The following is a 16,718-nucleotide window of genomic DNA, read 5'->3' on the forward strand; positions in this document are numbered from 1 at the left end:
CCAGGTGTTCACCGCAAGCCTTGCTCTGCCTATCAGATCGAGCGCCGCCCGCGCGGCGCTCGATCTCAAGAACGCTGCAACTCCAACGCCGAACACCTTGAAAGGCCGATCCAGGGGATACGCCTAGGCACCAGCGGCGCATAAAAAAGCCCCGAAGACCAAGGCCTTCGGGGCAAACGGTTGGGGGAGGAACCAACCAAAGGAGTCTTCACATCAGCGGGCGGTCAGCGCGAGCTGGCCACCACATCGGGTTGCCAGCCGCCGCCAAGCGCCTTGTAGATCGCGACGATGCCGCTGTACAGCTCGACCTCGCCCTGGGCCTGGGCGTCTTCGGCGCTCAGGCGCTCGCGCTCGGCGTCGAGCAGCACCAGGTAATCCACCGTGCCTTCGCGGTAGCGCACCGAGGCCAGGTCCGCCGCCTTGCGGCTGGCGTCGCTCTGGCGCATCAGCGCCAGCAGGCGCTGCTGGCGCTTGCCGTAGTCGCTGAAGGCGTTGGAGGACTCTTCCAGGGCCAGCAGCACTTGCTGTTCGTAGTTGGCCAGCGCCCCTTCGGCATCGGCCTTGGCGCCGCGCAGGCGGGCGCGCACGCTGCCCAGGTCGAACGCCGCCCAGGTGATGCTCGGGCCCAGCGCCCAGGCGTTGGCCGCCGAGGAGCCGATCTGCGAACCGCGGGCGGCGGTGAAGCCGAGGAAGCCACTCAAGCTGACCCGCGGGAACAGGTCGGCGGTGGCCACGCCGACGTTGGCCGTGGCCGCAGCCAGCTGACGCTCGGCGCTGCGGATGTCCGGGCGGCGGCGCAGCAGCTCGCCGGGGTCGCCCACCGGCAAGGCCTTGGCGATGGCCGGCAGGGCCTTGGGCGACAGGTCGACAATCATGGCGTCCGGGCGCTGGCCGAGCAGGGTGGCGATGCGGTTCTTCGCCCGTACCTGTTCGGCCTGCAATTGCGGCACGGTGGCTTCGACACCCGCCAGGCGGGCGTCGGCGCGGACCACGTCGAGCTCGTTGCCGACCCCGGTGTCGCGCAGGGTCACGGTGATGTCCCGCGACTGCTGCTGGGTCTTCAGGTTGGCCACGGCGATCTGCTCGCGCAGTTGCGCGCCACGCAATTGACCGTAGGCGTCGACCAGCTCGGCGATCAGGCTGACCTGCAGTTGCTGCAGGTCAGCCTCGGCCGCCGCTTCCTGGGCTTCGCTGGCCTCGATCTGGCGCTGGATGCGGCCGAACAGGTCAAGCTCCCAGGCCATGTCCAGGCCCAGGTCATAGCGTTCGCTGTTGACTCGGCGCTCGGTCTGGCCAGGGACCTGGCCCTTGCCCAGCTCGCTGCTGGCGCGGCTGGTGACCACGGGGATCTGGTCGTTGGACACGTCCTCGCGAATCGACCGCGCCGCTTTCAGGCGGGCGAAGGCCACGCGCAGGTCGCGGTTGCCGTCCAGCGATGCCTGCACCAGCTGGTTCAGCACCGGGTCGTCGAACTGTTTCCACCACACGCTCTCGAAGCGGCTGCGGTCATAGGCTTTGGCTTCAAGGCCGGCGTCCAGCTTGGCCGGTTCGGTCAGCGGGGCCTGGTAGTCCGGGCCCACCGCGCAGGCCGCCAGGGCCAGTGCCAGCAGGCTCGGGGTCAGGGGTTTGAGCAACTTCATGCATGGTTCTCCAGTGCCACGGCGTGCTCGGCCTTGCGGGCCTGGCGACGCTCGACGAAACGGCGGATCAGGAAGAAGAACACCGGGGTCAGGAACAGGCCGAACACGGTCACCCCGATCATCCCCGAGAACACCGCCACACCCATGGCGTGACGCATCTCGGCACCGGCGCCGGAGGAGAACACCAGCGGCACCACACCCATGATGAAGGCGATCGAGGTCATCAGGATCGGCCGCAGACGCAGACGGCAGGCTTCCAGTACCGCAGCCAGCGGGTCGAGGCCCTTGGCCTGTTCATCCTTGGCGAACTCGACGATCAGGATCGCGTTCTTGCACGCCAGGCCCACCAGTACGATCAGGCCGATCTGGGTGAAGATGTTGTTGTCGCCACCGGAGATGATCACCCCGGTGATGGCCGACAGCAGGGTCATTGGCACGATCAGGATCACCGCCAGCGGCAGGCTCCAGCTTTCGTACTGGGCGGCCAGCACCAGGAACGCCAGCAGCACGCACAACGGGAACACGAACAGTGCGGTATTGCCCGAGAGGATCTGCTGGTAGGTCAGGTCGGTCCACTCGAAGGTCATGCCGTTGGGCAGCTCTTCCTTGAGCAGCTTCTCGATTGCAGCCTCGGCCTGGCCGGAGCTGTAGCCGGGGGCCGCAGCGCCGTTGATTTCGGCGGTGATGAAGCCGTTGTAGTGCATCACGCGGTCAGGCCCCGAGGTGTCGCTGACCTTGAGGAAGGTCGCCAGCGGGATCATCTCGCCCAGGTTGTTGCGCACCTTCAACTGGCCGATCTGTTCGGCGTCGAGGCGGAACTGCTGCTCGGCCTGGACGTTGACCTGGTAGGTGCGGCCAAAGCGGTTGAAGTCGTTGGTGTACAGCGAGCCCAGGTAGACCTGCAGGGTGTCGAAGATGTCGTTGATCGCCACGCCATGGGTCTTGGCCTTTTCCCGGTCGATGGCGGCATCGACCTGCGGCACGTTGACCTGGTAGCTGGTGAACAGGCCCGCCAGTTCCGGCACGTTGTGGCTCTTGGCGATGATGTTCTGGGTTTCCTTGTACAGCGCTTCATAGCCCAGGTTGCCGCGGTCCTCAATCTGCAGGCGGAAGCCGCCGATGGTGCCCAGGCCTTGTACCGGCGGAGGCGGGAAGATCGCGATGTAGGCGTCCTGGATATCGGCGAACTGGGCGTTCAGTGCGGCCGCGATGGCTGCCGCCGACTGGCTCGGGTCCTTGCGCTCGTCGAACGGCTTGAGCGGGGTGAACACGATGCCGCTGTTCGGGCTGTTGGTGAAACCGTTGATCGACAGGCCCGGGAAGGCTACCGAGTCGGCCACGCCTGGCTGCTTGAGAGCGATCTCGCTCATCTTCTTGATCACCGCCTCGGTGCGGTCGAGGCTGGCGGCGTCAGGCAACTGGGCGAAGGCCACCAGGTACTGCTTGTCCTGGGACGGCACGAAGCCGGTCGGGGTGGACGAAAAGCCCAGGTAGGTCAGGCCCATCAGGCCGGCATAGACGAACAGGGCGATACCGCTGGAGCGGATGACCCGGCGCACGCCACCGACATAACCATGGCTGGCGCGATCGAAGAAGCGGTTGAACGGGGCGAACAGCCAGCTGCCCAGGAGTTTTTCCAGGAACCGCGAGAAACGGTCCTTGGGCGCGTGGTGGTCCTTGAGCAGCACGGCGGCCAGGGCCGGCGACAGGGTCAGCGAGTTGAACGCCGAGATCACGGTGGAGATGGCGATGGTCAGGGCGAACTGTTTGTAGAACTGCCCGGTAAGGCCAGAGATGAACGCCGCCGGCACGAACACGGCGCACAGCACCAGCGCCGTGGCGATGATCGGCCCGGTCACTTCGCTCATGGCCTTTTGCGTGGCTTCCAGCGGTTTCAGGCCCAGCCCGATGTTGCGTTCGACGTTCTCCACCACGACGATGGCGTCGTCCACCACGATACCGATGGCCAGTACCAGGCCGAACAGCGATAGCGCGTTGAGCGAGAAGCCGAACAGGTGCATGACCGCAAAGGTACCGATCAGCGACACTGGCACGGCCAGCAGCGGAATGATCGAGGCGCGCCAGGTCTGCAGGAACAGGATGACGACCAGCACCACCAGGACCAGCGCTTCGAACAAGGTGTGCACCACCGCCTCGATGGAGCCACGGACGAACACGGTCGGGTCATAGACGATGCTGTAGTCCATGCCTTCGGGGAAGTCCTTCTTCAGCTCGGCCATCTTCGCCCGCACTTCGTCGGAGATCTCGATGGCGTTGGAGCCCGGACGCTGGAAGATCGGGATGGCCACCGCCGGCTGGTTGTTCAGCAGCGAGCGTAGGGCGTACTGGCTGGAGCCGAGTTCGACCCGGGCGATGTCCTTCAGGCGGGTGATCTCGCCGTTGGCACCGGCACGGATGATGATGTTCTCGAACTCTTCCTCGTTGACCAGGCGGCCCTGGGTGTTGATCGACAGCTGGAAGCTGGTCGAACCGGGGGCGGGCGGGGCGCCGAGCTGGCCGGCGGCGACCTGGCGGTTCTGCTCGCGGATCGCGGCCACCACGTCGCTGGCGGTCAGGTTGCGCGAGGCGGTCTTGTTCGGATCGAGCCACACGCGCAGCGAGTAGTCGCCCATGCCGAACAGCTGCACGTCGCCCACGCCGCCCAGGCGCGCCAGCTCATCCTTGATGTTGAGGATGGCGTAGTTGGACAGGTAGAGCATGTCATAGCGGTTGTCCGGCGAGGTCAGGTGCACGACCATGGTCAGGTCGGGCGAGGCCTTGTCGACGGTGATGCCGATACGGGTCACTTCTTCCGGCAGCTTGGGCTGGGTACGGGTGACGCGGTTCTGCACCTGCACCTGGGCGTTGTCCAGGTCGGTGCCCAGGGCGAAGGTGATGGTCAGGGTCAGCTTGCCGTCGGCGGTGGATTGCGAGGACATGTACAGCATGTTCTCGACACCGGTGATGGCCTGCTCCAAGGGCGCTGCGACGGTTTCGCCGATCACCTTGGGGTTGGCGCCGGGGAAGTTGGCGCGGACCACCACGGTGGGCGGCACCACTTCGGGGTATTCGCTGATCGGCAGCTGGAACAGCGAGATGGAACCTGCGATCAGCAGCACCAGCGACAGCACCGCGGCGAAGATCGGCCGGGTAATGAAGAATTTCGAAAAGTTCATCGGTGTTGTCCCTTAACCGCGCGGCGCTTGGGCGCTGGCGACTTTGACATTGGCGCCGGCAACCTTCGGCGCCGGGTTGCTGGCCTCCAGGGCCTGACGCTGCTGGGCGAGGGCGGCGAGGGTCTGCTCGCTGGCCATCGGCGTTTCTTCCGGGGTGACCGGCGAGCCAGGGCGCACGCGCTGCAGGCCTTTGACCACGATGCGGTCGTCCTTGCCCAGGCCGCTGCGCACGATACGCAGGCCTTCGAGCTTGGGCCCCAGTTCCACGGCGCGGTAGGCGGCCTTGTTGTCCTTGTCCATGACCAGCACGAATTTCTTGCCAAGGTCGGTGCCGACCGCTTCGTCGTTGATCAGCACGGCGTCGTACTGGGCGCTGCCGACCAGCTTCAGGCGCGCGTATAGGCCCGGGGTGAACTGGCCGTCGCGGTTGTCGAACACGGCGCGGCCACGGATGGTGCCGGTGCGCGGGTTGACCTGGTTGTCGACGAAGTTCATCTGGCCCAGGTGCGGGTTGCCGGTCTCGTTGGTCAGGCCCAGGTACACCGGGGTGCTCTGGCCGCGCTGGCCGTCGCGGGCCAGCTGGCTGTACTTGAGGTACACGCGCTCGTCGGCGTCGAAGTAGGCGTAGACCTTGTCGGTGGAGACCACGCTGGTCAGCGGGGTGACGTCGGCCGTGACGATGTTGCCGGCGGTGAACTGGGCGCGGCTGACCCGGCCGCTGATCGGCGCGGTGACGCGGGTGAAGCTCAGGTTCAGGCGGGCCAGGTCGAGCTGGGCCTGGATCGCGTCGACCCCGGCGCGGGCCTCGGCGGCGGCGCTGGTGCGCGACTCGGCCAGTTCCGCGGAGATGGCGTTGCTGTCACGCAGGCGCTCGCCACGGCGGGCTTCGTTGGCGCTGCGGATGGCGGTGGCCTTGGCTTGTTGCAGCTGGGCTTCGAGGCGGCGGACTTCGGCCTGGAACGGGCGCGGGTCGATCTGGAACAGCAGGTCGCCTTTTTTCACCTGGGCGCCTTCGGTGAAGGCCACCAGGTCGACCTGGCCGGACACCCGCGGGCGTACCTCGACGGTTTCCGGCGCTTCGAGGCGGCCGGTGAACTCGTCCCATTCGTTGATCGGCTGTTCGATCACCTTGGCTACGCTGACTTTGGGCGCGGCGGGAGCCTGCACGGCGTCGGGGGTGCGACCGCAAGCGCTGAGCACCACCACTGCCAGGGCAGCGAGGGGGAAGCGCAAGGGTTTGAGTGAGTGATCCATGGAGAACTCCGCCGAGATATTAGTAGTGGGCGGAGTTTGAGTGTCTTGCGCGTGACGCACGAATCAAATGGAGCGAAGGTTATTATCACGGGCAATGATATGTCGGGTGCCATCATCAATCATGACGCATGGGCACCCATCAGAATTGCGCAGTCAGCGCGGCCCGCCAGCGGCCTTTTCACGCAATGCCTTGGCCACCTTGGCCTCGATCTCGTAGGCGGGGCCCTCCAGAGCCTGGTAGTCACGGGTGTACTGCTGGGCGAAGCCCTCGACGCCCAGCGCCTGATACTGCTGCACGTGCTTGAGCTCATGGGCCCACAATGCCACGTTGTCCTCGGCATCGGCGGGGCGGCGGAAGATGACCGTGTCGATCAGGGTCACGGCGTTGACGTCCGGGTTCTGCAGTAGTGCGTTGGCGGCGCTGATCTGCTGTTCGTTGCCGACCCGGTAGCGCGCCGCGTCGAGCACGGCGAAGTCGTACCAGGGTTCGAGCTGGGCGCGGATATGCAGGGGAATCGGCTGCGTGCCATTGGCGGTGGCTTCGTCGCGGGCCTGGCGCAGGGCGAACACCAGGCTGCCGGTGGCCATGCGCTCGACATCCTGCAGCACCTGGCCGCCTTGGTTGGGGTCGATGGGCGCGCAGAAGCATACCACCAGGCAGACCTGGTACTGCCCGGTCGGGCAGCTGTCCTGGGCGAAGGCGGGCAGGGTCATCAGCAACCCCAGCAGCGTGCTAGCGAACTTCATCGAAGACCTGCTCGACCAGCTTGCGGCTGGCGTCCAGCACCTGTGCCTGCACCGGTTCGCTGGCCAGCATGCGCCCCACCACCAGCGCGCCGACACACTGGCTGAGCAAGGCCCAGGCCAGGTCGGGGTCATCCAGGGTTTCGCTCCAGGCCTCATGCAATTCCAGCAGCCAGTGTTCAGCCTGTTCGCGCACCGGCCGTTCGGCGCGGGCGATCTCCACCCCCAGTGGCGGCAACGGGCAGCCGCCTTCGGCATTGTGCAGGTGCGCCAGGCTCAGGTACTGGTCGAGCAGGCGCTTGAGCCGCGCACGGTCGGTGCCACGTTCGACCAGGCGCGCCAGCGGGCTGTTGGCCAGCTCGCGGCGGACGATCTCGCTGAACAGGTCATCCTTGGACGGGAAGTGGTTGTAAAAGGCGCCGCCGGTCAGGCCGATGGCCTTCATCAGCCCGGCCACGCCAGTGGCGGCGAAACCGCCGCGCTTGGCCAGGGCGCCGCTGCTGGACAGCAGTTTTTCGCGGGTCTGTTGCTTGTGGTCGGTGGCATAGCGCATGCGCGCAACCTCGTGGTGTGAGCTTGACGATGAGCTGATCGTAGCATAGCGTTCGTTTACTAAACGATCATTCATCAATGGAGCGGTCCATGGCAGAACAACAAAAAGTCGTGCTGGTGATCGGGGCGGGTGATGCCACCGGCGGCGAGATTGCCAAGCGTTTCGCCCGCGAGGGCTACATCGCCTGCGTGACCCGGCGCGAGGCGCAGAAGCTGCAGCCGCTGCTCGCCGAGATTCGCGCCGAGGGCGGCCAGGCCCATGGCTTTGGCTCGGATGCGCGCAAGGAAGAGGAGGTCGCCGAGCTGGTGGAGACCATTGAGCGCGATATCGGCCCGATCGAGGCGTTCGTCTTCAACATCGGCGCCAATGTGCCGTGCAGCATCCTCGAGGAGACCCCGCGCAAGTACTTCAAAATCTGGGAAATGGCCTGCTTCGCCGGCTTTCTCACCGCCCAGGCGGTCGCCCGGCGCATGGTCACCCGAGAGCGAGGCACCATCCTCTTCACCGGTGCTACCGCCGGCACCCGCGGCGCGGCCGGTTTCGCCGCCTTCGCCGGCGCCAAGCATGGCCTGCGCGCCCTGGCCCAGAGCATGGCGCGGGAACTGGGGCCGCGGAACATCCATGTCGGCCACGTGGTGGTCGATGGTGCCATCGACACCGCCTTCATCCGCGACAGTTTCCCTGAACGCTATGCGCTCAAGGACCAGGACGGCATCCTCGATCCTGCGCATATCGCTGACAGTTACTGGTTCCTGCATGCGCAACCGCGTGATGCCTGGACCTTCGAGCTGGACCTGCGCCCGTGGATGGAGCGCTGGTAAATCCCACCCTCATACAAGGATTGAATCATGAGCAAGACCGTCGAGTTCTTCCTGGACCTGGGCAGCCCGGCCACCTACCTGGCTTCCACCCAGCTACCCGCCCTGTGCGCGCGTCATGGGGCGCGGTTGGTGTACAAGCCGATTCTATTGGGTGGGGTGTTCCAGGCCACCGGCAATGCCTCGCCGGTAATGGTGCCGGCCAAGGGGCGCTATATGCGCATCGACCTCAAGCGCTATGCCGATCGCTATGGCGTGCCGCTGACCCTGCCGCCGGGGTTCCCGGTCAACACCCTGAACCTGATGCGCGGGCTGATCGGCATCCAGCTGTTTGCCGAAGAGCGTTTCGAGGCGCTGTTGAAGGTATTGTTCGAAGGGCTGTTCGTGCACGGGCGCAATCTGGCAGATCCCGCGGTACTGGATGAAACCCTGGCCGCCGGTGGCTTCGAGGCCGAGATGTTCCATGAACTGGCCGCCCGGCCCGAGGTCAAGGACGCGTTGCGCAAAGCCACCGAGGAGGCGGTCGAGCGCGGTTTGTTCGGGGCGCCGACGGTCTTTGTCGACGGGCAGATGTTCTTCGGCCAGGACCGCCTGGATTTCGTCGAGCAGGCCTTGGTCAGGCAGGCATGACTGGAAGCAGTCGCTCTATCTGCCTGCGTTCCCAAAGGCTCAGGTGATCGACCGGATTGGTGCCGTAGCGGTGCCAATCGTCCAGCGTGCCCAGCCGTCCATCCGGACACTGGCAGTGGCTGCAGTGGGCCAGCCCCTCGCTGTCCAGCACCAAGGTCAGGCGCCAGCCTTCGACCAGCACCTCGACCTGCCCACCGGCCAAACGAGCGACCGCCACCAGCGGGCGGACGCCAAGGGCGGCATCACGCAGGCACTGGTAGGCCTCGCGGCTGGCAACGGTGGTCATGCGCGGGTCAGAAGTTCGCCGGGGTGTTGGCGCTGATGATCTCGGCCTCGTCGGGGCCGATGTTCTTGAAGCTGTGGGGCAGGGTGGTGGGGATGTAGTAGCCGTCGCCGGCATTGAGGATGCTCACCTGGCCATCGACCCACAGTTCCAGGGTGCCACGGGTGACCAGGCCGCATTCCTCGCCTTCGGCATGCACGATCGGCTCGCCGGAATCGGCACCCGGTGCGTACAGCTCGCGCAGCATGCGCATCTGCCGACCTTCGACGCTGGCGCCGACCAGCAGCATGCGCAGGCCGTTGCGGCCCAGGTCGGGTTGTTCGCCGCCACGGAACACATAGCGCTCCTCGCGCACCGGCTCGTCGAAACTGAAGAACTCGGCCAGGGACATGGGGATCCCTTCGAGCAGTTTCTTCAGGGAGCTGACTGAAGGGCTGACCCGGTTCTGCTCGATCTGCGAGATGGTCGAGTTGGTCAGGCCGCTGCGGCGGGCCAGCTCCCGTTGGGAGAGGTTGTTGCGTTCACGCACCAGTTTGAGTCGTGTCCCCGTGTCCATAGCCGCCTTGTTTGCAGAGGTGTCAAAAATAATGGGCGAGGCATTAAAACACACTCTGCACGCTTGCGCGCTGTGCGCGTCAGTGGCGCTGGTCGGACGCTGCCGGCCACAGACCGACCAGTAACAGCAGGGCGCCCACGGCCAGGAACGGCAGGCGCGGATCGAGGGCATAGACCAGGGCACCGGCCAGCGGTCCGATTACCGCGCCCATGCCTTGGGCGGCGCCGATCGAGCCGGCCGTCGCACCCTGTTCGCTGGCGTGCATGGCATTGGCCGCCAGGGCCGAGAAGGCCGGGAACACGAAGCCCATGCCGAACGCGGCGACGAAGAACGCACCCCAAAGCCACGGCGCGCTGGTGGCCAGGGCTGCGGCGGCGAAACCGAGCCCGGATACGCAGGCGCCGACCTTGATCATCTTCAGAGGTGGCCATTCCAACTGGCGCAGGAACACCTGGGCCAGCATCAGCGCCACGCCCACGCTGGTCAAGGCGATGCCCGCGGCCTGGGCGGCGGCGCCGGCCTCGAGCTGCAGGCGGTCGAGGGCGAAGAAACCGACGGCGATCTGCGACACGGTGATGCTCAGCATGGCGCTGAAGGCCACCAGCAAAGGCCTGCGCAGGCGCGGGTCGGACAGTCGCACCGGGTTGGGCGCATGGGTCTGGGCCAACGGCTGTGGCTTGAGCTTGAACAGCAGCACGACGAACGCCGTGGCCGGCAGCAGCGACAGCACATAGAACGGCATGCTCAGGCTGTAGCGCGACAGCAGCGCGGCCAGGGCCGGGCCCAGCACCAGGCCGACCGCGTTGGCCGCACCCAGCGAGGCCATGGCCCGCGCCCGGCGCTGCGGCTCGACGTGATCGGCGATCAGCGCGTTGCCGCCCACCGGCAGCGCGGCATAGAAAGCGCCGATCATGCCCCGCGCCAGCATCAGGCCGAAGAAGGCCAGGGTCGCGCCCGGCAGCCAGCGCAGCGCGCCGTCGATGAACAGGCACAGCACCCAATAGGCCAGGGTGAAGCCGCCGCTGCCCAGCAGCAACACCCGGCGCCGGCCAATCCGATCGGCCAAGCGGCCCCAGGGCCGGGCCAGCAGCACCCAGACCACGCCGGCCACGGTCACCGCCGCGCCGGCCTGCCAGGTGGCCATGCCCAGCAAGCGGGCGATTGGGCCGATCAGGGCGACGAAAGCCATCATCGACATGGTGCAGGCCATGTTGGCCAGCATCAGCGGGCGCAGGTCCAGGGTGCTGGGCGGGCTGCTCACCGGGGCAAGCGTGGCAGGGTCCTTTGCGGCGTTCATAAGGCAGTCCAGGGCAGTTCGACGAAATGAGCGCCGATGTTAGTAATTATTATTTACATTTGTCGAGCCCTGGCGGTGCTCATTCACCGCGACGCAATGGGCCTGGCCACATGCTACGCAAGACGCCGTCGCGACGCACCAGGCCATGCACCAGGGCCGCGCCCAGGTGCGCCAGCACCGTGGCGAACAGCAGGTAGCCGGCCCAGCCGTGGGCCTGGCGTAGCAGGGCGTAGAGCTGCAGGTCGTGGGGGGCGATGGCGGGCAGTTGCAGCGGGCGGGGGTAACCGCCTGCGGAGAGCATCGCCCAGCCGAGCAGCGGCATGGCCAGCATCAGCCCATACAGCAGCAGGTGCGAGGCGCCGGCGGCCAGGCGCTGCAGGGCGGGCAGGTCGCGAGGCAGTGGCGGGTGCGCCAGGCTCAGGCGCAGGACGATGCGCAGGATCACCAGCACCAGCAAGGCCAGGCCGGTGGCCTTGTGCAGCTCGACCAGCCAAGGGTGGCGGGGCGACAGGTCGGCGACCATGCTCACGCCGATGAACAGCATGGCCAGGATCAGCACGGCCATCAGCCAATGCAGCAGCCGGGCCAGGGGGTGAAAGGCAGTGGCGCTCATGGGCGGGCTCCTTCGGTCAGCGACTCGTGGCTGCGGCGGTTGAACGACACCGAATAGGCGGCCGAGCGGGCGGCGAGGATCGGGTCGGCGGAAGGTTCGATGCCGTGGGGCAGGATCAGCGGGTCGAAGTTCAGGTCGCGGCAGGCGCCTTGCTCGGGGCCGTCGACCTGCTCCAGGACCAGGGTGCCGGCATCGAGGCTGCGGCGTTCGGCGGGCCACGGACGGGCAGGGTCGTCCACCGGATCGCCGGGCTCGGCCAGGGTCAGGCGCAGGGTCCAGCGCAGCGGGCCCTGGGCCAGGCGTTGCTGCAGGTCGTGCTGCAGGAACTGCTTGTCGTCGACCTGCGCGGGCAAGGCGGCGTAAGGCGCCTGCGGCTCCATTGCCCAGCGCACCGGGTGCGCCTGGCCATTGGCATCGATCAGGCGGAAGGCGTTGATGCTGTTGTAGGCGGTGCTGGCGAAGCTGTCGCTGGGCTTGTAGCTGGCCGCCCACTGGCGAAACGCCGCGCTCTCCGGGTGGGCGGCGAAGAAGGCTTGCAGCCTGGCCGGGTCGGGTTTGCCGGTGGCCGGGTCCGGGGCGCCGGCCAGGACCTGTTCATAGAAACCTTCGACCGTGCTCACAGCCAGTACCGGCGGGTTGTTCATGCCGGTGCGCCAGACCTGGCCGTCGTCGCTGGTCAACTGCACCGCCAGGCTGCGCACCGGTATGGCGGTGTCCGGCGCGAACGGATTGGCGCCGCCGATGGCGAAACGGCCGATCACCGGCACCTTCTGCTGGCTGAACACCCGGGCGCTGGACAGCGAGGCGGCCTGGCCGCTGGCCTGGAAGTAACCGCTGACACACAGGCCCTTGGCATGGTTCTTCCGGTAGCCGGGGTGGTGGCCGGCCTGGGCTTCGAAGGTGTCGATGATGCGTTGCGGGGTCAGCCTTGGCGCGCCGATCCAGCCGGCGGCGTAGGCGAAGCCTGCGCCCAGGGCGGCCAGCGTGGCGGCGATGGCGGCCAGGCGCAGGGCCTTGGCGGGGCCGTGCAGGGGAGTAGTCATGGGAACGGTCCGGTCAGGTGGAATGAACCGGTACGACGCAGGGGCAAACGATTTATTCCCGGCGGGGGAATAGATTCCGTGCCCGCGCGTCTGCCTTGTACACTGACAGCCCGCAGGGCCCCGGAACCCGACCATGCACGATCTGGACGACCAACAATGGCGCGAGCTGCTGCAGCGCCTGCGCCGCTTTGCCCTGTGGCTGACCCGCGAGCCCGGTACCGCCGACGACCTGGTCCAGGCCACGGTCGAGCGCGCCTTGAGCCGTCGCGGCCAGCAGCGTGATGCCGACAGCCTGCGCCCCTGGCTGTTCACCATACTTTACCGGTTGTTCCTCGACGGCAAGCGCCGCGAGCGCCTGCATGCGCGCTGGCTGGCCTGGTTCGGTCGGGGCCAGGCCGAGGAAGCGGCGGGCGGCGAGATCGAGAGCATCGTGCTGGCCCAGGCCGACTTGCAGGCTTTCGCCCGCTTGTCGTCCGAGCAGCGGGCATTGCTGTTGCTGGTCAGTGTCGAAGGCTTGAGCTACAAGGAGGCGGCCGAGACGCTTGGCATCCCCATCGGCACCGTGATGTCGCGCCTGTCGCGTGCCCGTGCCGCCCTGCGTGAACTGACCGAGGGCAGCCCTACGCCCCCGGCCTTGCGGAGACTCAAATGACACGCCTGATCCCCACCGAGCACGAACTGCACGCCTATGTCGACGAGCGCCTGGAGCCGGCGCGCCGGGCCGAGGTGGAGGCCTGGCTGGCCGCCAATCCGCAGGAGGCCGTGCGCATCGAGGCCTGGCGTGCCGATGCTCGACGCCTGCGGGCGGCCCTGGCCGGCTTTGGCGAGCGGCCGAGCGATCCGGAGCTTGACCTGGCCCCGCTGCGTCGCCGTCTGCGCCAACGTCGGCAGCGCCGCCTGGCAGCAGCGGCTGTGCTGATGCTGGCGGTAGGCCTGGGCGGGTTGGGCGGCTGGCAGGCGCGTGAGGCGACGCTGTTCGCCGGCATGCTGCCCATGGCCGACGCGGTGCAGGCCCACAGGTTGTTCGCCGAGGCCAGCACACTGGACATCGAGGCCCGCGAGCCGGCACGCCTGCAGGCTTGGCTGGGAACCCACTTCAACCGTGTCGGCCGCTTGCCGGACCTGGCGGGTTATGGCTTCCAGCCGGTAGGGGCTCGGCTGTTGAGCAACGAGGCGGGGCCAGCGGCGTTGCTGGTGTTCGAGGATCGCCAGGGGCAGCGCATCAGCCTGTTCCTGCGCTCTCCCGGCGAGCATTTCGAGCGCATGCCTACCGGCCAGCGCACCGATGGCCAGCTGGAGGCTCGCTATTGGTCCCATGGCGATTACAACTTTGCCCTGGTCAGCGCGGTGGACGATGCCCGTGGCGAGCAGCTGCGGCGGGCGTTGGGGGTCAGTCTGTAGGGCGTGATCAAGGCGCTAACCGAGTGTCCTTTCCATGGCGCCCACCACCAGACCCTCCATCAAGCTCATGCCCTCGGCTTCACCCAGGCCCTTGCCGCGCAACATCCCGGGCAACTGGTTCAACAGCGTCGCCAGCACATGCCCGGTGGCCGCCAGGGTTTCCCCGGCCAACCGCGCCTGTGGCGCAATCAGGCGCAGCAGCCCGGTTTCGTAGCGTTCGCGCAACCCCGCAAGGCGCGCCTGTTGATCCTCGCTCAGGCAGCAGAAATCCCGCTCGGCCAGGCGGAACTGCAAGGGCCGCTCGCCATGCAACTGCCAATGCGCGGCGATCAGGCAGGCCAGCACCGGCTTGCCCTGGGCCCGCGCCCGGCGCCCCTGGTCGAGGGTGGCCTGCAGCTCCTCGTACAACTCCTCGATAAGGTCGTACAAAAGGTCCTGCTTGCTGGGGAAATGGTGGTACAGCGAGCCCGCAGTCAAGCCCACGTGTGCCGCCAGCTCACGCATGCTGACCTGGCCGAAGCCTTTCTCGGCGAACAGGGCCATGGCCCGGTCACGCCGCTCCTCGAAGTTGGCGCAGCGCAGCGCCGCAGTGACCGGGGCCATGGCGCGGTTCCTCTAGTAGGTGAAGAAGCCACGGCCGCTCTTGCGCCCCAGGTAGCCGGCCGCAACCATCTCCTTGAGCAGCGGCGCGGGGCGGTACTTGCTGTCGTTGAAACCGTCGTGGAAGGCCTCCATGATCGCCAGCAGCGTGTCCAGGCCCACCAGGTCGGCCAGCGCCAGCGGGCCGATCGGCTGGTTGCAGCCCAGGCGCATGCCGGTGTCGATGTCCTCGGCGCTGGCCAGGCCTTCCTGGAACACGAAGATCGCTTCGTTGATCATCGGCACCAGGATGCGGTTGACCACGAAGCCCGGGCGGTTGCCGGCGGTGATCGGGGTCTTGCCGAGCCGCTCGGTGACCAGCAATGCCTGGGCATAGGTCGCGTCGCTGGTCTGCAGGCCACGGATGATCTCGACCAGCGCCATCATCGGCACCGGGTTGAAGAAGTGCACGCCGATGAAGCGTTGCGGCTGCTCGATGCTGGCCGCCAGCTGGGTCACCGACAGCGACGAGGTGTTGGTGGCGATCAGGCACTCGGCGCCGACATTGGCCGCCACCTGCTGCAGGATGCGCTGTTTGAGGGCGAGGTTCTCGGTGGCCGCCTCAATCACCAGTTGCGCGCTGGCCAGCTGGGCGTAGTCGGTGCTGGTGCGGATGCGCGCCTTGGCCGCGCTGGCCTTGTCGGCGTCGATGGTACCCTTGCCGACCTGGCGCTCGAGGTTCTTGCCCAGGGTCGCCACGCCACGCTCCAGCGCGGCGTCGGAAACGTCCACCAGCAGGACCTGGTAGCCGGCCAGCGCGCACACCTGGGCGATGCCGTTGCCCATGGTGCCTGCGCCGATCACGGCGATGTGTTCGATGTTCATGCTGCTGACTCCTGTCAAACGCGTTCGAAGACGATGGCGATGCCTTGACCGCCACCGATGCACATGGTGGCCAGGGCGTAGCGGCCCTGCACGCGGTGCAGTTCATGGATGGCCTTGGTGGCGATGATCGCGCCGGTGGCGCCGACCGGGTGGCCGAGGGAAATGCCGGAGCCGTTGGGGTTGACCTTTTCCGGGTCGAAGCCCAGGGCGCGAGCCACGGCGCAGGCCTGTGAGGCGAAAGCTTCGTTGGACTCGATCACGTCCAGGTCGCAGACCTTCAGGCCGGCTTTCTCCAGCACCTTCTGCGTCGCCGGGATCGGGCCCAGGCCCATCAGCGCCGGCTCCACGCCAGCGTGGGCGTAGGCGACGATCCGCGCCAGCGGCTTGAGGCCCTGGCGGCGCACGGCGTCGCCGCTGGCCAGGACCAGGCCGGCGGCGCCGTCGTTGATGCTGCTGGCGTTGCCGGCGGTGACGGTTCCGTCCTTCTTGAACACCGGCTTCATGCCGGCCAGTTGTTCGGCGCTGGCATCGGTGCGCACGTTCTCGTCCACGGCGAACTGCACGCTGCCTTTGCGGGTCTTGATCTCGATCGGCACGATCTGGCCGTTGAAGCGGCCTTCGGCGATGGCGCGGGCGGCGCGGTGCTGGCTGGTCAGGGCGACTTCATCCTGCATCTGGCGGCTGATGCCATGGGCCGCCGCGACGTTCTCGGCGGTGATGCCCATGTGGAAGTGCTCGAACGGGTCCTGAAGAATGCCGACCATGTAGTCGATGCCCTGCAGGTCGCCCATGCGTGCGCCCCAGCGCGCCTGCGGCAGCAGGTAGGGGCCGCGGCTCATGGCTTCGGCGCCGGCGGCCAGGGCGATGTCGCTGTCACCCAGCAGCAGGCCCTGGGCAGCCGAGACGATGGCCTGCAGGCCCGAGCCACACAGGCGGTTGACGCTGAAGGCCGGGGTTTCCTTGGGAATGCCGGCGTTCATTGCCGCGACCCGGCCCAGGTAGGCATCGCGCGGTTCGGTGGGGATCACGTTGCCCATCACCACGTGGCCGATCTGCTCGGCGGACACGCCCGAACGCTCGATGGCGGCGCGGGTGACCTGGGTGGCGAGGTCGGCCAGGGGCAGGTCCTTGAGCGAACCGCCGAAGCTGCCGATGGCCGAACGTACCGCGCTGACGACGAAGATTTCTGTGCTGCTCATGAGGGCTCCGTATTCGAAGGCGTGGCGGGGCGCGGGAGGCTCTGCGA

17 protein-coding genes are annotated in these 16,718 nt (G+C 67.3%); 4 read left to right on the forward strand and 13 right to left on the reverse strand.

The features are described from left to right. Positions 1-224: 224 nt before the first annotated feature. The 5 genes from ACVWY1_RS07910 to ACVWY1_RS07930 form a co-directional block, all read right to left on the reverse strand. Complete coding sequence (locus ACVWY1_RS07910) at positions 225-1,640, reverse strand: efflux transporter outer membrane subunit (protein WP_457378088.1); 1,416 nt, start codon at positions 1,638-1,640, stop codon at positions 225-227. Next, positions 1,637-4,816 (reverse strand): efflux RND transporter permease subunit, encoded by a 3,180-nt coding sequence (locus ACVWY1_RS07915; protein WP_038705948.1) that lies wholly within the window; start codon positions 4,814-4,816, stop codon positions 1,637-1,639. The genes ACVWY1_RS07910 and ACVWY1_RS07915 overlap by 4 nt, the downstream gene beginning before the upstream one ends. Before the next feature lie 12 nt (positions 4,817-4,828). Then, positions 4,829-6,070, reverse strand: a complete 1,242-nt coding sequence (mexE, locus tag ACVWY1_RS07920) for a multidrug efflux RND transporter periplasmic adaptor subunit MexE (RefSeq protein WP_038705949.1) — start codon at positions 6,068-6,070, stop codon at positions 4,829-4,831. 153 nt (positions 6,071-6,223) lie between these two features. Next, entirely contained in the window at positions 6,224-6,817 is a 594-nt protein-coding gene (locus ACVWY1_RS07925) for an eCIS core domain-containing protein (protein WP_110699475.1), read from the reverse strand. After that, a complete protein-coding gene (locus tag ACVWY1_RS07930; protein WP_110699473.1) occupies positions 6,804-7,367 on the reverse strand; it encodes a TetR/AcrR family transcriptional regulator in 564 nt (187 codons plus the stop codon). Before ACVWY1_RS07930 ends, ACVWY1_RS07925 begins: the two co-directional genes overlap by 14 nt. Positions 7,368-7,456: 89 nt before the next feature. On the opposite strand from ACVWY1_RS07930, the gene ACVWY1_RS07935 reads away from it, so the two are divergent. After that, positions 7,457-8,188: an SDR family oxidoreductase gene (locus ACVWY1_RS07935; RefSeq protein ID WP_046855892.1), complete on the forward strand. Its 732-nt coding sequence runs from the start codon at positions 7,457-7,459 to the stop codon at positions 8,186-8,188. Between the two features lie 27 nt (positions 8,189-8,215). Then, entirely contained in the window at positions 8,216-8,815 is a 600-nt protein-coding gene (locus tag ACVWY1_RS07940) for a 2-hydroxychromene-2-carboxylate isomerase (protein WP_110699471.1), read from the forward strand. Here the strand turns inward: ACVWY1_RS07940 and ACVWY1_RS07945 are convergent. From ACVWY1_RS07945 to ACVWY1_RS07965, 5 genes are all read right to left on the reverse strand, one after another. Further along, a complete protein-coding gene (locus tag ACVWY1_RS07945; RefSeq protein ID WP_111532403.1) occupies positions 8,802-9,101 on the reverse strand; it encodes a DUF7693 family protein in 300 nt (99 codons plus the stop codon). The genes ACVWY1_RS07940 and ACVWY1_RS07945 overlap by 14 nt on opposite strands. A gap of 7 nt (positions 9,102-9,108) precedes the next feature. After that, complete coding sequence (locus tag ACVWY1_RS07950) at positions 9,109-9,654, reverse strand: cupin domain-containing protein (protein ID WP_023631327.1); 546 nt, start codon at positions 9,652-9,654, stop codon at positions 9,109-9,111. Between the two features lie 79 nt (positions 9,655-9,733). Continuing rightward, positions 9,734-10,951, reverse strand: a complete 1,218-nt coding sequence (locus tag ACVWY1_RS07955; RefSeq protein WP_277503736.1) for an MFS transporter — start codon at positions 10,949-10,951, stop codon at positions 9,734-9,736. A gap of 79 nt (positions 10,952-11,030) precedes the next feature. Then, positions 11,031-11,564 (reverse strand): cytochrome b, encoded by a 534-nt coding sequence (locus ACVWY1_RS07960; RefSeq protein WP_277503737.1) that lies wholly within the window; start codon positions 11,562-11,564, stop codon positions 11,031-11,033. Then, positions 11,561-12,607: a catalase family peroxidase gene (locus ACVWY1_RS07965; protein WP_277503738.1), complete on the reverse strand. Its 1,047-nt coding sequence runs from the start codon at positions 12,605-12,607 to the stop codon at positions 11,561-11,563. Before ACVWY1_RS07965 ends, ACVWY1_RS07960 begins: the two co-directional genes overlap by 4 nt. A 133-nt stretch (positions 12,608-12,740) precedes the next feature. Here ACVWY1_RS07965 and ACVWY1_RS07970 point away from each other — a divergent pair, with 133 nt between their 5' ends. Then, entirely contained in the window at positions 12,741-13,259 is a 519-nt protein-coding gene (locus tag ACVWY1_RS07970; protein WP_277503740.1) for a sigma-70 family RNA polymerase sigma factor, read from the forward strand. Beyond that, positions 13,256-14,008, forward strand: coding sequence for an anti-sigma factor family protein (locus ACVWY1_RS07975; protein ID WP_277503741.1), 753 nt, complete (start codon positions 13,256-13,258; stop codon positions 14,006-14,008). The genes ACVWY1_RS07970 and ACVWY1_RS07975 overlap by 4 nt, the downstream gene beginning before the upstream one ends. Positions 14,009-14,023: 15 nt before the next feature. Here ACVWY1_RS07975 and ACVWY1_RS07980 read toward each other — a convergent pair whose 3' ends face one another. From ACVWY1_RS07980 to ACVWY1_RS07990, 3 genes are read right to left on the reverse strand one after another with little or no spacing between them, the layout of a single operon-like run. Then, a complete protein-coding gene (locus tag ACVWY1_RS07980; protein ID WP_277503742.1) occupies positions 14,024-14,611 on the reverse strand; it encodes a TetR/AcrR family transcriptional regulator in 588 nt (195 codons plus the stop codon). 12 nt (positions 14,612-14,623) lie between these two features. After that, positions 14,624-15,472 (reverse strand): 3-hydroxybutyryl-CoA dehydrogenase, encoded by an 849-nt coding sequence (locus ACVWY1_RS07985; protein WP_277503743.1) that lies wholly within the window; start codon positions 15,470-15,472, stop codon positions 14,624-14,626. A gap of 14 nt (positions 15,473-15,486) precedes the next feature. After that, complete coding sequence (locus ACVWY1_RS07990; RefSeq protein ID WP_277503744.1) at positions 15,487-16,671, reverse strand: acetyl-CoA C-acyltransferase family protein; 1,185 nt, start codon at positions 16,669-16,671, stop codon at positions 15,487-15,489. Positions 16,672-16,718: the final 47 nt, after the last annotated feature.

The organism is Pseudomonas sp. TE6288 (assembly GCF_054062095.1).

Coding starts and splice junctions, on each gene's coding strand:
- ACVWY1_RS07935 (WP_046855892.1), top strand. CDS start 7,457: ATGGCAGAACAACAAAAAGTCGTGCTGGTGATCGGGGCGGGTGATGCC.
- ACVWY1_RS07975 (WP_277503741.1), top strand. CDS start 13,256: ATGACACGCCTGATCCCCACCGAGCACGAACTGCACGCCTATGTCGAC.
- ACVWY1_RS07930 (WP_110699473.1), bottom strand. CDS start 7,367: ATGCGCTATGCCACCGACCACAAGCAACAGACCCGCGAAAAACTGCTG.
- ACVWY1_RS07985 (WP_277503743.1), bottom strand. CDS start 15,472: ATGAACATCGAACACATCGCCGTGATCGGCGCAGGCACCATGGGCAAC.
- ACVWY1_RS07980 (WP_277503742.1), bottom strand. CDS start 14,611: ATGGCCCCGGTCACTGCGGCGCTGCGCTGCGCCAACTTCGAGGAGCGG.
- ACVWY1_RS07940 (WP_110699471.1), top strand. CDS start 8,216: ATGAGCAAGACCGTCGAGTTCTTCCTGGACCTGGGCAGCCCGGCCACC.
- ACVWY1_RS07910 (WP_457378088.1), bottom strand. CDS start 1,640: ATGAAGTTGCTCAAACCCCTGACCCCGAGCCTGCTGGCACTGGCCCTG.
- ACVWY1_RS07960 (WP_277503737.1), bottom strand. CDS start 11,564: ATGAGCGCCACTGCCTTTCACCCCCTGGCCCGGCTGCTGCATTGGCTG.
- ACVWY1_RS07945 (WP_111532403.1), bottom strand. CDS start 9,101: ATGACCACCGTTGCCAGCCGCGAGGCCTACCAGTGCCTGCGTGATGCC.
- ACVWY1_RS07955 (WP_277503736.1), bottom strand. CDS start 10,951: ATGAACGCCGCAAAGGACCCTGCCACGCTTGCCCCGGTGAGCAGCCCG.
- mexE (WP_038705949.1), bottom strand. CDS start 6,070: ATGGATCACTCACTCAAACCCTTGCGCTTCCCCCTCGCTGCCCTGGCA.
- ACVWY1_RS07925 (WP_110699475.1), bottom strand. CDS start 6,817: ATGAAGTTCGCTAGCACGCTGCTGGGGTTGCTGATGACCCTGCCCGCC.
- ACVWY1_RS07950 (WP_023631327.1), bottom strand. CDS start 9,654: ATGGACACGGGGACACGACTCAAACTGGTGCGTGAACGCAACAACCTC.
- ACVWY1_RS07970 (WP_277503740.1), top strand. CDS start 12,741: ATGCACGATCTGGACGACCAACAATGGCGCGAGCTGCTGCAGCGCCTG.
- ACVWY1_RS07965 (WP_277503738.1), bottom strand. CDS start 12,607: ATGACTACTCCCCTGCACGGCCCCGCCAAGGCCCTGCGCCTGGCCGCC.
- ACVWY1_RS07915 (WP_038705948.1), bottom strand. CDS start 4,816: ATGAACTTTTCGAAATTCTTCATTACCCGGCCGATCTTCGCCGCGGTG.
- ACVWY1_RS07990 (WP_277503744.1), bottom strand. CDS start 16,671: ATGAGCAGCACAGAAATCTTCGTCGTCAGCGCGGTACGTTCGGCCATC.